The 15,465-nt window shown below is 40.4% G+C and carries 9 protein-coding genes; 7 read left to right on the top strand and 2 right to left on the bottom strand.

The window, feature by feature from the left end:
- Positions 1-7 precede the first annotated feature (7 nt).
- From AB4153_RS15925 to AB4153_RS15910, 4 genes are all read left to right on the top strand, one after another.
- On the top strand, positions 8-1,375 hold the full coding sequence (locus AB4153_RS15925) for an SO_0444 family Cu/Zn efflux transporter (RefSeq protein ID WP_102526413.1): 1,368 nt from the start codon (positions 8-10) through the stop codon (positions 1,373-1,375).
- Positions 1,376-1,713: 338 nt separating this feature from the next.
- Positions 1,714-3,534: a multiheme c-type cytochrome gene (locus tag AB4153_RS15920; RefSeq protein ID WP_303517041.1), complete on the top strand. Its 1,821-nt coding sequence runs from the start codon at positions 1,714-1,716 to the stop codon at positions 3,532-3,534.
- Between the two features lie 565 nt (positions 3,535-4,099).
- Positions 4,100-5,980, top strand: a complete 1,881-nt coding sequence (locus AB4153_RS15915) for a multiheme c-type cytochrome (RefSeq protein ID WP_371998119.1) — start codon at positions 4,100-4,102, stop codon at positions 5,978-5,980.
- 592 nt (positions 5,981-6,572) lie between these two features.
- On the top strand, positions 6,573-8,555 hold the full coding sequence (locus AB4153_RS15910; protein WP_371998118.1) for a multiheme c-type cytochrome: 1,983 nt from the start codon (positions 6,573-6,575) through the stop codon (positions 8,553-8,555).
- A gap of 482 nt (positions 8,556-9,037) precedes the next feature.
- On the opposite strand, the gene AB4153_RS15905 is transcribed toward AB4153_RS15910, so the two are convergent.
- Complete coding sequence (locus AB4153_RS15905) at positions 9,038-9,832, bottom strand: S1/P1 nuclease (protein ID WP_102526417.1); 795 nt, start codon at positions 9,830-9,832, stop codon at positions 9,038-9,040.
- Positions 9,833-10,161: 329 nt separating this feature from the next.
- Here AB4153_RS15905 and AB4153_RS15900 point away from each other — a divergent pair, with 329 nt between their 5' ends.
- Positions 10,162-13,374, top strand: coding sequence for a TonB-dependent receptor domain-containing protein (locus AB4153_RS15900; RefSeq protein WP_371998117.1), 3,213 nt, complete (start codon positions 10,162-10,164; stop codon positions 13,372-13,374).
- Between the two features lie 140 nt (positions 13,375-13,514).
- The gene (locus AB4153_RS15895; protein WP_371998116.1) at positions 13,515-13,985 is read left to right on the top strand and encodes a GNAT family N-acetyltransferase; all 471 of its coding nucleotides are present in this window, start codon (positions 13,515-13,517) and stop codon (positions 13,983-13,985) included.
- A gap of 155 nt (positions 13,986-14,140) precedes the next feature.
- Here AB4153_RS15895 and AB4153_RS15890 read toward each other — a convergent pair whose 3' ends face one another.
- Positions 14,141-14,401, bottom strand: a complete 261-nt coding sequence (locus tag AB4153_RS15890; RefSeq protein WP_303517035.1) for a hypothetical protein — start codon at positions 14,399-14,401, stop codon at positions 14,141-14,143.
- 160 nt (positions 14,402-14,561) lie between these two features.
- On the opposite strand from AB4153_RS15890, the gene AB4153_RS15885 reads away from it, so the two are divergent.
- Positions 14,562-15,440, top strand: coding sequence for a radical SAM protein (locus AB4153_RS15885; protein ID WP_371998115.1), 879 nt, complete (start codon positions 14,562-14,564; stop codon positions 15,438-15,440).
- Positions 15,441-15,465 lie beyond the last annotated feature (25 nt).

Genomic DNA, 15,465 nt, shown 5'->3' with positions numbered 1-15,465 from the left:
ACATATTATGTTATTAAGTAATTTTATTGAGTTATTTTTAGAGTCAGCGCCGTGGCTGTTATTAGGCCTAGTGTTGGCTGGCTTGTTAAAAGTGTTTGTGCCGATGGCGTGGATGCAAAAACAGCTGGGTGGTCACGGTTTAAAAACTGTTGTTAAGGCTGCTGTTATTGGCGCACCTTTGCCGCTGTGTTCATGCGGGGTTATTCCGGCGGCAGTGGGACTTCGTCGCTCGGGTGCTTCAAAAGCTGCAACGACATCATTTTTAGTGTCGACGCCTGAAACGGGTGTCGATTCAGTAACGGTGTCTTATGTTTTATTAGGGCCATTTATGGCCATCATTCGCCCTATTGCTGCTATCACCAGTGCTGTTGTGGCTGGGCTATTAGTCGGACGAGATGATAAGCCTGAAATCGTTGAAACTAAGTTAGATAAGGGTGAAAAATTAGCCCGCGAGCTTGGCGATAAAGGTGAAGTGACTTCTTCTTGCTGCAGTAAAAATAAAGCCAGCGCAGCGCCTAAATTTACACCTGATACAGCGCCTATGATGGCTAGTACAACTGAGACTAAAAGCTGTTGCTCAAGTAAGGCGGTACAGCCTGAAAAAACCAGCTGTTGTTCTAGTAAAGTGGATAAAGCTGAGGTTAAGTCAGACAAAGCTAGCTGTTGTGCAAGCAAAGCGGATAAAGCTAACCTTATGGCAGAGGAGACCAGTTGTTGTTCAAGTAAGCCGGATCTCGCTGCTGAATCGTCTGAAAGCTGCTGTGAATCCACTAAAGACATGGCGACAGAGCTTAAAAATGAGTCAATATTATCAAGAGTGAAATCAGGGTTGGTTTATGCCGCCACTGATTTAGTCAGAGATACCACGTTATGGTTGTTGGTGGGGTTATTCTTTGCAGCATTAGTACAGACGTTTGTGCCTGGTGATTTTCTTGCCAAGTGGGGGGATGGCATACTGGCTATGTTAGTGATGGTATTGATTTCTGTGCCTATGTACATCTGCGCTACAGCATCCACGCCGATTGCGGCTGGTTTGTTATTGGCTGGTGTTTCACCTGGTGCGGTATTGGTGTTCATGATGGCAGGTCCTGCTACTAATATCGCGACTTTAGGCGTTGTCACTAAAGAGTTAGGTAAGCGCGCCTTGTTTGGCTATCTAGGCGGCGTACTGGGTGTCGCATTAGCGTTTGGTGTATTGGTTAACTATCTTGTGGCAGAGTTTGGTTTTGTGGTGATGCCGCAAATTGGTCACGAGCATGAACTGCTTCCTTCGTATGTCACCATGGGCTCGGGTATTGTGTTGGCACTATTAATGGCAAAAGTGATTTACGATAAGTTACCTAAAAAGAGTATGCGAAGAGATTGCTGTTCTTAATGCTTGTATAGGTTGAACTTTAATTACTGAAAATATGCCCACCAATAAAGGCCCGAAAGGGTCTTTTTTGTGTTTAAAAGCCATGGGTTAAATCTTTTAGTTAATGATACATTTTGTCACCTAGTTTATTGATTTATAACCCTCAAGTTAGCATTCAGGTCATACTTGTTAATATCAGCTTTACCTAAACAAGACACAGCTCAAGTTTTTAATTTAAACAATATCATATTTGTTAAATTTCAGATCTCATGTGATCAGCGTCACTCATTTCACTAAATGGAATACCTAATATGCGCGCAAGTGCCTATTTAGTTGGTATTAAAAATAACGGAGTGATGATGAAACATTTAACGAAATGCAAATTAGCATTTGTTATCGCAGCGGCAGTGGGGATTGCAGGTTGTGGTAGTGATGGTAAAGATGGCAACCCAGGGGAACCAGGTCCAGGACCAACCCCACCAACAACAGAAACATCAGAAATTACAAATGTAGATGTTATCCATCATGCGGTTGAAGATGGACAAGTAACGGTTGAGTTTGGCATTACCAATGAAGATGATATTCGCATTATTGGCTTAGAAGATGCCGAGTTATATCTTGCCGCGTTAACTGAGCATGGTATTAAGCGTAGTAACAGCAGTGATGAAAATCCTGTCGGCGGCGCAGCAAAAGCGAGTGACGAAGGTGCTTCGTTAACTGAGCTTGAAAATGGCAATTATGAGTTTATTGCACCAATGGCAGCAGTAACTGCTGGCACTGAAGGTATTATTCGCTTTCAAGTGGGCGGCGGTGACATCGCAACATCTGACTACATCGTAATTGATAAGCCAGAAGCAGCGATGACAACGTCAACAGAAGCTTGTTATACCTGTCACGTTGATTACTCAACTTCAAGTTTCAGACATCCATCGCGTGTAGCGGTTGATTTAGAAGGTGAAACTGATTTTGTTGCTGGTTGTATGACTTGTCACGGTCACGTTACTCGTGACGACAATGGCTCAAACACCCATATGCAAAAAATTGGTCATATCAATCACCAAGGTTTTGAAACTGGTTTTGAAGTATCTAACTGTACAACTTGTCACGTAGATCCAATCACGACTGTTTATAACCAACAGACTTGTATTGATTGTCATGATGCAGCAGGTGTTGCAAACACTGAAGTTGAAGCAACATTTAATAGCTTTAACCAAACTGGTGATGACTGGCGTCAATTCCACACTGTAATGACTGAACGTAAAGAATTGAAGGAAGAGCATGTTGTTTCAGCATCAGCTCCTTACTTTGTTCAAGGCGAAGAGTCAGGAGAGTGGTGTAGCGATATTTCTCTTCACGATGTTGAAGAAAATCAACTTAACTTAGGTGAACTAGTGGATGCTGGTACTGTTTCTGTATCTAGCTACTTACATGGGTACTACGAAGCGTCAATCACTGGTCGCGCTGCGTCTATGAGCGTTTCTACATCTGGTGAGAGCATGGCTTTATGTGGCACTTTAGATGAAAGCTTCGTGGGTTCTGAGTTATTTGCTTCAGCACGTATTACGTTTGATGGCTTAGTGAGCATGACTGCTCATTCAGATATCGTCAGTGCTGAAGGTGCGTTCATTCATGAGTTTGATCGTCGTCATAGCGTTACTGCTGACAGTTGTACTTCATGTCATAACTCTGAAGGTGATTACCATAAAGGTGGCACTTTTGATGAAGGTGGTATTGGTTGTATAGCATGTCATAACAATGGCCAAGATCGTAATGCTAAAAGCTCAGCACCAGGCTTTGGACCAATGGTTCACAGCATGCACTGGGGTGAAGGTAGCGATGCAGTGACTGGTGAGCCGAACTCAGCAACTAAGCTAAATGCTGAAAACTGTGTTGCTTGTCATGCTGATGGTATCGATTTATACGAAGTGCCAAATGCGTACATTAAGTCTAAAGCATTCAATGGTGGTGAAGCTGGTGTGATGACTTCTCCTGTTATGGCAAACTGTTTTGCTTGTCATAATGATGAGAAAGCACAAAGCCACATGGAACAAAATGGTGGTGAGCTAAACGTACCAGTAACTGCTGATTGGCATACTCAACCTACATCAGAATCTTGTGCCACTTGTCATGCTGAAGGTAAATCTTTTGGTATCGAAAAATTCCATGTTTTTGAGCGTTAAATAGTTATTAATATAAGCTGGTAGAGTTAGCTTAAATCAAGACTAACTCTTAGGTTTGATGTTTGAATAAAAAAAGCCACTAGTCATAGTGGCTTTTTTATATTCTGAATTTGGGATGATTGACACAAGATTATATATTGCATTCAAATATAATTAAAAACCATTTGATACATATGGTTACACTATTAATTGATGGTTTTTAGTGTTCCAACCTTAAAATAAACTTAACTCATTATTAATCCTGTCTATACTTCGTATGTTTAACCGTAATGCGAACCTTAAATTTTAATATAAAGGCTTGAAAATAAAGGTTTTTAAAATATTAATCATTTTTAAGGTTTTAAAAGTCATTTAAAAACAACAGCTTAAGCATTTGTTAAATTCGTCTTTGATTATATAAGAATGTGTTGATTAAGATCTGGTTCAAAGTTCTACCATAAAGGCGATAAAATATACGTCTTGTCATGGCGCATGTGATTCTAGTCACTATTTAACAATACAGAAAAGTCTAATATTAAAAACGGGTTATACCTACAAAGTAGTATCAAATACATTCGGAGTGATGATGAAAAACTTAACGAAATGCAGATTAGCTTTCGTTGTTGCAGCAGCAATGGGGATTGCAGGCTGTGGTAGCGATGGTAAAGACGGCGAAGATGGCGCACCAGGTGAACCAGGTCCAGGACCGACTCCACCTGTTACAGAGATGTCTGAAGTGACTCATATCACTATGATTTCTCATGCAATTGAAGAAGGTCAAATTCGTTACGAATTTGAAGTAACTAACGAAGAAGATGAGTTAGTTGAAGGCCTAGTTAAAGCTGAAGCTAAATTTGCTGAAAAAACTGAACGTGGCGTGGTATTAAATCGCGATGGCGCAATTGGTGGTTACACTGATACCACTAAAGAAGGTACCGTGCTTACTGGATTAGGTGAAGGTCGCTATGAGTTAGTAGCAGCAATGCCAGCAGTAACAGCTGCATCAGAGGGCATTGTTTGGTTACGTGTTGGCGGTGATGACTCAACTCAAATCGCTCGTTCACAACCGCTTGTGGTTGATAAGCCTGAAATGATCCACACAACAACGTCTGAAACATGTAACAGTTGTCATGTTGATTATGGCGATTCAAGCTTAAAACATCCTAGCTATGCCGCTATTAATATAGATGGTGAAGCAGATCTTGTTGCTGGTTGTATGGTTTGTCATAACAACGTGTCTCGTGCTGAAGAAGACGGTGGTTACGCTACTAACACTTTGCAAAAGATTGGCCATATCAATCACCAGAAGTTTGAAAAAGACTTCACACCGACTAACTGTTATACCTGTCACGCAGAGCCTGTAATAAATACTAGCATTGCGGGTAACGGTTGTAGTGATTGTCACACAACGGATTCTGCTTCTGCACAATTCATTATGGCAAACAGTGATTTTGATGCACGTGAATTCCATGTTAAATCAGAAAAAATTGGTATCGATGAGCGTCAAGTGATCCGTGCTGAGCATTCAACTACACTTTCTGCTGTATACATGAATGACACTGGTGCTTACTGTACTGACCTAAGTTTATTCAAAGGTGAAGAGCAACTAAGCATCGAAACACTATATGCTGACGGTACGCTAACTTATGCAAGTACTTACTTACATGGTTACCACAATGAATCTATTGTTGGACGTGAGTCTCGTAGCTACGAAGAGTCTTATAACAGCGATGGTTCTAAAACTTTCTGTCATTCAACATTAGATCTACAAACGCCGCAAATCATGGCGAGTTCACGTGTTACATTTAATCATGGTGAAGATGCATCTTATGATGGCGTTTCTTTCACTAGCTACTCTCCAGTTGCTGAATTAGCAGACTTAAATGTAGTGAGTGATTACGATCGTCGTCACGCTGTGACAACAGATAGCTGTACCACTTGTCATAACAACGAAACTAACTACCACAAAAATGGTAGCTACGTTGAAGGTGGTTTAGATTGTGTTGCTTGTCATAACAATGGCCAAGACCGTAGTGCTAAGAACTCTGCACCAGGCTTCGGACCTATGGTTCACAGCATGCACTGGGGTATCGGTAATGAACTTTCTGGTGCTAAGCAAGATGAAGATGGTAACAACGTACCAAATTCAGCAGACAGCTTAAACGCTGATAACTGTGTATCTTGTCACGCTGAAGGTATCTCACTAGCTGAAATTCCTAACCAGTACATGCTTTCTAAAGCATTTAATGGCGGAACTTCTGGTGTGATGACTAGTCCAGTAACAGCTAACTGTTATGCTTGTCATGACAGTGCATCAGCGTTAAGCCACATGGAGCAAAATGGCGGTGAGCTAAATGTTCCTGCTGGTGATGATTGGTACACTCACGGTACTGCTGAATCTTGTGCAACATGTCATGATACTGGTAAGTCATTCGGTATCGACAAGTTCCATAACTTCGAGCGTTAATGTCGTTAGCTAATGCAAAGCATTAGTGTCGCGAGATGATATAGACGGCAAGATTGTTAACTAGTTTTTGCTAAATCTATATAAGTATTGAAAAAAAACCACTATTTACCATAGTGGTTTTTTTATGGCTAAAAAACATTCCAGGCTATAAATTGAGCAAGTTTTTTCGAGTATATTTTTATTTTTCAATATCTTAGTGTTTACGGTATGAGTTGATCTACACTTTTAATCCTCTCAGGCTTAAAGTGGTATGAAAAATCTAAAAGCTCTCTTATAACCTCAAGATATACGTCATAATTCAACGATAAGATTTTTAAACTTTTCTTCATCTTTTAGCTGTTAGTATTATTTTTTTCTCAATGCTGTTGTTTAAGTCATTGTAAAGTAATGTAAAGATAATACTGTTAAAGCTTTGTTGTTGCATTAGTGGCTAGTGATATTGATCTGGCTCAACTTTTTAACATAAACACCTCGTTTTAAAACATATGATACAGACGGTTGTGACAGTCATCACTCTTCTTTGATCTGCATAAGGTTATATTAAATTAACTTTATACCTATAAAGTAGTAACAAAAATAATTAGGAGTGATGATGAAGCATTTAACCAAACGTAAATTAGCGTTCGTTATTGCAGCCGCTATGGGGATAGCAGGCTGTGGAAGTGACGGAAGTGATGGAGAAGATGGTGCGCCAGGCGAACCAGGCGCACCTGGAGAACCAAGTACCCCAGTGACAGAAGTTTCAACAGTGACTAATGTCGAATATATTTCACATCTTGTAGGAGAAGGTCAAGTTACCCTTGAGTTTGAAATTACAGATGAAGATGGCACGTTAATTAATGGTCTTGAAAATGCCGCTGTATATTTAGCTGCAAAAACTGACCATGGAATTCAGCGTGCACGTGATGGCTCTGTTGGTGGCAGTGCTAGCGCGGGTGGTGATAGTGCCACAGAAGGTGCAACGTTAACCATGTTAGATGATGGTCGCTACGAATTTGTTGCGCCGATGGCAGCTGTTCAAGCGGATACAGAAGGCTTGATTCGTTTACAAGTGGGTGGCGGGGATAACATTGCATCTTCACCTTACATTATTGTCAACAAGCCTGAAAATACTCATACCAGCACAACTGAAACTTGTTACTCGTGCCACGTAGATTATGCAACATCAGATATTAAGCACAGTAAGTATGTTGCCTTAAATACAGAAGGAGAAGTTGATTTTGTTGGCGGCTGTATGGTGTGTCATAACAACGTACCTCGTGATATCGACGCTGAAGGAAACTCTTTAGACACTGGTGGTTATGCTAAAAATAGCATGCAGAAATTGGGTCATATTAACCATCAGAAATTTGAAAAAGATTTCACCCCAACTAACTGTTATACCTGTCACGCAGAACCTGTAGTTAATACTAGTATTGCTGGCAATGGTTGTAGTGACTGTCATGGTAATGGCGAGTCAGGCGTTATTGTACCTGCTGACGGATTCGATGCGCGTGCTTTCCATGCTGAATCATCTTCTATTGGTTTAGTTGAGCGTGAAGAAATTCGTGCTAACCATTACACCACAACAAGTAACCCATACTTTAATCCAACTATGGATGAGTGGATTGACCACAAAGACGTAGCATGGACTTCAGGTTACTGTGTTGATATCGCATTATTTGATAACTCAGGTGAAACACCTGTGCAATTAAATATTGGTGAAATGTATGAAGCCCATGAAGTGACTTATGGCGGTGCTTACATCAACAACTACCATAATGATTCTATTGTGGCTCGTGTGATTTCTCATGGCGCAGAAGGTTATATTGAAAACGAAGATGGTTCTCGTTCAGTGTGTTACGGCGAGCTAACAGATGGCTTTGAAGATGCTAACTTGTCAGCAAGTTCACGTATCACTATCGCAGATACTAACTGGGAAGATAGTGATGGTGAGTTCGGTGTATCTTTCACTGGTTACAGTGAAGTCGTTGACCCAATTAACTTTGAAAAAGTGCAAGATTGGGGACGTCGCCATGCAGTAACTGAAGATAGCTGTACGACTTGTCACAACAACGATACTAACTATCATAAAAATGGTGGATACCGTGATGGCGGCTTAGATTGTGTTGCGTGTCATAACAACGGCCAAGATCGTAAAGGCGCTTTATCAGCTCCTGGTTTCGGACCTATGGTTCATAGCATGCACTGGGGTATCGGTAATGCACTTTCAGGTGCTAAGACTGATGAAGAGACTGGTGAGAATGTAGTTAACTCTGCAGCAAGCTTGAATGCTGACAACTGTGTGTCTTGTCATGCTGACGGTGTAAGCCTAGCTGATGTGCCTAATCAATATATGCTTTCAAAAGCGTTTAACGAAGGTACTGATGGCGTAATGACTAGCCCAATTACAGCAAACTGTTTTGCATGTCATGATTCAGATTCAGCATTGAGCCATATGGAGCAAAATGGTGGCGAATTTAACGTTCCAACTACCGATAAATGGTTTACTGAAGGAACTGCTGAGTCATGTGCAACGTGTCATGACACTGGTAAGTCGTTTGGTATTGATGTTTACCATAACTTCGAACGTTAATCACATTAGGTTAATCTAGACGTTAAAAGTGTATTACAGCTCCACCTTGTTAGCGCTGTAATAACAGGAAGCCACTATTGGTAACAATAGTGGCTTTTTTTATTTGATATCTAATAAGGCAACATTATTTACAGGCTCTTATTTTCTGCTGGTTAGGCTCACTTCTCGTTATTCCTGCTCAAGTTTCACCTTGCTCATTCTTACTTTATAACGATCATCTGTCGAGACGGCTTAATAAAGTTGACTGTAATTCGCACTAGTGATCTCATTCGTGATTATTAATGTAATAAAGAACTAATAAGTCTCTATTGCTACGTATTTAAGATAGTTTTATGCGAAATAAATGATGAAAAAATGACGAATATACGGCGTATTGATTAACGAATTGTTTCCTAAAAATTAAACCCACCTATCATTAAACAAGTGGGCTTATGTTCATGATTCATAAAGTTTTGATAATCATGCAGATTTTTCGCTTTAATTTACTGACCAAATATGACGTTAAGCTTTTCAGCTAAACGAATGCCAGCTTGTTGCAGTCTTAATTCAACTGTTGGGGTATGGTTGAATATGTACTGGAATCGAAGATCGGGTTGATCATCACGATTCTTTTCTAGCTCGTATGTTCCTGCACGTAATGCTTTAGATTCATCTGCCCAGTCATAATAGCTTTTTCCTTGCCAGTTTTTGATGTCTTTATCTGAGATACGTTCAATAAACCCTGTGTATTCGGTGTAGCTTAATTTTTGATGCTCAATAATTTTACTGTCCCACACAGAGTGCAGATTTGTATCGTCTCCAAACCATTTCAGTTTTACTTTATTACCGCCGTGGTCGTGGCTATGGCCAACATGCAATGGCTGATGAATGTCGCCGACAAAATGGACATAAAAAGCCAGTGCTTCCCATTTATCTTTTTTTGTTGTTTTTGGATCGATTAAGATTTTTTCATATCGCTCAAGGCTTTCAATAATGTCGCCTTTAGGATTTCTTGTTACTGTCTCCCACGTTTCATCATCTTCAATAGACACATAGTGCCAAGGTGAGGAGTGGTACCAATTTTTATCTGAACGGATTTCATCAGGCCAAGTCGACATTTGTGCCAGTGATTCACCTTTTGTTAATGCATTGATATTACTTTGTGCTGTTGGTGATAGATTATTTTGAGCGAGCTCGCCAATAATTCTATGACCTATTTGACCAAAAGCATGAACGGGCTGGCTGATTGCGCTAGCTAACGTAATTGTTGCGCTTAATAGAAGTACTGCAGGTTTCATTATTATTATTCCTTTAGCGATTCAGCCACTTTGACCCTAGTAATGTGACCAAATCGATGGTTTAGAAGGTTTGTATATTATCTTTTATTTATTAATTTTTTGTGACGAAAAAGCCGAGAAACCTTGGTCTGTATGGCTTTGGTTGCATTTGTAAAGTAAATTGAGCGCGAATAGTTTAGGTTTTGTTGAGAAATAGTTCAAGAATGACATGATTTTGAAACAAATTGGTTATAAAATCCGCCCTGAAGTTTTTACTCTACAGCTTCATATTAAAAGCTAGATTAACTAGCAAACAAATTAAAATATAAAAATATTTCAGGGGTCTGAAAATGTTAAACAATAAAATCAGTCGCTTAGCACTAGCGACTTGCTTTGCTATGGGTGTTTCTCTACCAGCCATGGCAGCCGATACTGCATCAAACATCCGAGGCCAGATTGTTGGCCCTCAAGGAAATGCTGTTACAGATGCAACAATTACTATCATCCATGAACCAACAGGGACTGTAACAGAAGTGTCAGTAGGCGCTGAGGGTCAATTCCTTGCTCGTGGTCTTCGTGTTGGTGGTCCATATATCATCAAAGTTGATTCAGGTAAATTTGCTGATGATATAGAGCAAGATTTATATCTAAACGTAGGTGAAACATTACGTTTTAACCGTACTCTGCAATCTGCAGCTGATATGGAACGTATCGGTGTTGTCGGTAATGCTAGTTACTACCGCAGTGCTGGGGCTAACAGCGAGTTTGGTGCAAAAGAAATTGCTAACGCACCAGGAATTAGTCGTGATCTTAAAGATGTATTGCGTCAAAACCCAATGGCTGTAGTGGGTACCGATGGTATTTCCATGAGCGTAGCGGGTATGAACCCTCGCTTTAACACCTTCGTTGTCGATGGTATTTCTCAAAATGATGATTTCGGCCTTAACTCAAATGGTTATCCAACTCAGCGTTCACCTATCTCAATTGATGCAGTAGAAAGTGTTGCGTTAAATGTTTCTCCTTATACTGCACGATTAGGTGGCTTTACTGGCGCGCAGATTAATGCGGTAACTAAGTCTGGTACTAACGAAGTTTCTGGTACCGTTTTTTACGAAATGACCAATGACAGCATGGCTGGTGAAGGTCTTACTCGCGCAGATGAAGATGGTGTTCGTGAAAAGGTAGAACAAAAATTCGAAGAAAAAACCTTTGGAGGCACCATTGGCTTCCCAATCATCAAAGATAAACTGTTTTTCTTTGGTTCTTATGAAAGCTTTGATGCGCCAAAATCTGCTGAATGGGGACCTGAAGGAGCTGGTTTTGGCAACAACTCTGACATTACAGAAGCCGAATTGCAGCGTGTGAGAGATGCTGCAGCAAGCATTTACGGTCTAGAAAATATTGGTGCTTACGATAAAACCCCTCAAGAAGAAGATAAGAAAATTCTGGCTAAAATTGACTGGAATATTAACGACGATCACCGTGCCAGTTTTACTTATCAAAATACCAAAGGTAACTTAACTAACAACTTAGCAAGCAACTCAAGCAGCATTAAGTTATCAAGCACTTGGTATAACAAAGAAGAAATCTTAGAGACGTACGCTGCTAATTTATACAGCGACTGGACTGAAGATTTCAGTACTGAAATTAAAGTGGCATACAAAGATACCACTTCAAACTCAAACACCATTGATGACCTAGGTATTGGCCAAGTTGAAGTACAAACTTACTGGTTCCCAAATGCTGAGGAACCATGGAAAAGCTTTGGTTCAGGCGACAAAGTTACCTTTGGTACTGATAAATCACGCCAAGCTAATGAGCTAAATAACCAAAATTTAGAAATGCGTTTTGTTGGTGATTACTACTTAGGTGATCATGAAATAGGCTTTGGTGTGCAATACAATAAAATTGAAGTATTCAATTTGTTCGCACAAAACGTATCGGGTAATTGGAGTTTCAAATCAATTGAAGACTTTGAGCAGGCCATTGTTGATGACTTCTTTTATTCAAATGCAAAGTCAGGCAATCCAACAGACGTAGCTGCAGAATTTAATATGAGTACTTTAGCGTTGTTTGCTGAGGATACTTGGAATATTAATGACGACTTAGAAATGACCTTTGGCTTACGCTACGAAACTATCAGCATGTCAGACTCACCTGCATTGAATGATAACTTTGTTGAACGCTATGGTTTTGCCAACAATGCTACTTTTGATGGCAAGGATATCTGGCTACCACGTATCGGTTTAACTTATATCCTATCAGATGACGTGAAGTTGCGCGGTGGGGTGGGTCGTTATAGCGGTGGTTCACCAACGGTATGGATGTCTAACAGTTTCTCAAATGATGGTAATAGCTTACTAACATATGATGGTGGCTGGGATAACGCATGGGGCACGCCGGACTTTGGTGATGTACCAAGTGACGCACAAGATGGTTTAGTGGGCGGCGATGGTAACACTAACTCATTAGATCCTGATTTCGATTTACCTTCTGATTGGCGTGCAAGCATTGGCTTTGATAGCACCTGGGACTTCGGTGCTCTAGGTCAAGACTGGTTCTTCGGTGGTGAATTCTTATATATCCAAAAAGAAAATGATGTAGCTTGGGTTGACCTTGCTCGTCGTGAAGTGAAAACAGATGATAGTGGTCGTGTCATTTATGAAACATGGGACCCATTAGCTAACAATGGTGTTGGTGGAAACACTGACCGTTATGACTTGATGCTGACCAATGCCGAAGAAGATGGCACCAGTAAAACGTTATCTTTTACCTTAGCTAAGAGTTGGGATATGGGCCTGAATATGCGTGCTAGTTATGCATATAACTCAGTAGATGAAGGTAACCAAGGCTCATCTTCAACAGCCACTTCTAACTACCAATACACACCTGTTCAATCTGATCGCAATGGTACCTCTATGGGTCCTGGTTACTATGAAACGCCACACCGTTTCACTGTTAGCCTAGGTTATGAAACTGAGTTTGTTGCTGGTTATGCATCTAGCTTCAATATGTTCTACGAAGCCCGTGAAGGTAACCCGTTAACTTGGGTGCTTGGCTCTTATAAAGACGGTGGTTTCGGGGATCAAAGTGCGTTTTATGGTTCTTCATACTATCTACCTTATATACCAACGGACGCGGATGATCCGTTAGTAGAATATAACGGTTTAACGTACGAAGAGTTCAAGAAGGCGATTGATGAAATCGGTCTGAGTAAGTACGCAGGTGGTATTGCAGGTAAGGGTACTAGTAACCAACCATGGGTACATCAATTAGATTTCCGTTTCACTCAGGAACTACCAGGATTTATGGATGGGCATAAAGGTATTTTATACTTTGACGTGAAAAACGTACTTAACCTGATGAATGATGATTGGGGCCGTGTAGAAACACAAAGCTATGGTAGTAAGAAGTTGGTAGACCATAATTATAACCCAGAAACGGGTGTTTACTCTTACTCAGTGCCTTACGGGCAAGATGGGTTAGAGACTGACAATTACAATAGCTATGACGTAAACAAGTCTACTTGGCAGTTAAAAGTTGGCGTTAAATACAAGTTCTAAATTGAGCTAATTTAACCGATAAAATACCGAGCTTTGGCTCGGTATTTTTTTGGCTGAAATAAATGCACAAATAAGCGTGTTAATCAGGTATTTTTTTCATGATAGACTGCCAAAATACACTCCAATGATAATGGACCAATATGCCCTTTATAGATTCAATGCAATGGAAACTTGTGCACTTTAACCAGCTTAGTCTTGATGAGCTTTACGAGGTATTAAAGCTGCGGGTAGATGTGTTTGTTGTCGAGCAAAATTGTCCTTATCCAGAGCTTGATAACAAAGATAGGTTAGCCGATGTTAAACATCTTTTAGGGCTCAATTCACAGGGTGAACTTATTGCTTATACAAGAATATTACCCGCTGGAGTGAGTTACCCTGAAGCCAGTATTGGTCGAGTGATTATTGCTGAACAAGGTCGCGGCAAAGGGATTGCTCATGCATTAATGCAGCGATCAATCGATGTGGTCAAAACTCAGTGGCCACAAACCAGTATCCAAATAGGTGCGCAACAGCATCTCAGTGACTTTTATCAGCAGCAGGGGTTTACTGTTAACTCTGAAATGTATTTAGAAGATGGGATCCCGCACATTGATATGCTGCTTAACTTGTAGCAATTTGATTAGAAAGTAAACCATAAAAAAAGAGTGCCAAGGCACTCTTTTTATCGGGCAATAAAGTACTTAACTAACCATGAGGATGATTGTGACTAATGCTGTCATTGAGACTAAGACAGTCTTTGTGACTATTATTGAGACTATGATTGAGACTATGATTGAGACTCATCACGTAACTTGATCTCTGGGCGTAGGTTAAGTTCGCCTTCAAAATCAATTGTCGCCAACTCTTTTTGTTGAGCAATGACTGCCAGAGGGCCTTCTGGCATCATTCTCACAAAAAGCAATCGGTAACCAAATCGGTTGAGATCATACAGCGCCATTTTTTGATCTGCTGTCATGAGTTCCCAATGGTGCTCTTGATCGAGGGCTTCGCCTCTACGTTCACTGAGTGCATATGCGACTTGATTCATAATCAATTAGCCTGAATAATTATTTAGTTAACAAAACGACTATAAACAACCAATACGAGCAATTCAAACGTTTTGGATCAAAAAATAGAATAAAAAACAATCGCTATGCTCGTAATTCGTACAGGGCGTATTTAAAACAGAGCACTAAAAAGGGAAAAGTGTGATTAATTATATTGAACCCGTGTTTCGACCTCCATCAGAATGGAAGTCGCTGATCCTTCAAGTAACCAATGGTTGTAGCTGGAATCACTGCAGTTTTTGCGACATGTACACCCAAGAGCAAAAAAAGTTTAGAGCAACTAAAATTGAGCAGATTGAGCAGGATATATTAGCTGCTGCCGCGTCTGGTCATCCCATTTCTAGGGTGTTCTTGGCAGATGGTGATGCGATGACGTTGCCTTTTAAGCGATTAAAAGAAATATGCCAATTAATTAATACTCACTTACCTTCCGTGTCGCGTATCAGTAGTTATTGCTTACCACGAAATTTGACCAATAAAACGGTCGAACAGTTGTCAGAACTACGTGATATGGGGCTGTCATTGCTTTATGTAGGCTGTGAAAGTGGCGATGACGAAGTGCTCACTAGGATTAAAAAAGGTGAGGATTACGCAAGTTCCTTATTGGCGCTTGAAAAAATCAAGCAAGCGGGCATGAAGTCGTCGGTGATGATTTTAATGGGACTTGGCGGTAAACAATTATCGCAACAACATGCTAAAGCTTCAGCGAAATTAATGAATGCTACCCAGCCTGATTACCTTTCGACTTTAGTGGTTACCTTACCCTTGGGTACTGAGAAAATGGATAGCGTGTTTGATGGTAAATTTGAGTTACCTGATCAACTTGGGCTGTTGAATGAGATGCAGACATTATTATCAGAACTTACGCTCACCAAGACCATTTTTAGATCCGATCACGCTTCTAATTATTTAGTGCTCAAAGGCGTACTTGGCAAGGATAAACAACAATTATTGAATCAAGTTTCTGATGCAATTACAGGGACTATTCCACTTCGCCAAGAATGGCAGCGAGGCTTATAAGCAACAAGCGCCTTAAGCTATTTAC

The organism is Shewanella sp. 10N.286.52.E4, from assembly GCF_041468785.1.
GTDB classification, from domain to species: domain Bacteria; phylum Pseudomonadota; class Gammaproteobacteria; order Enterobacterales; family Shewanellaceae; genus Shewanella; species Shewanella electrodiphila.
This window is presented reverse-complemented; position numbering and strand designations above follow the sequence as displayed.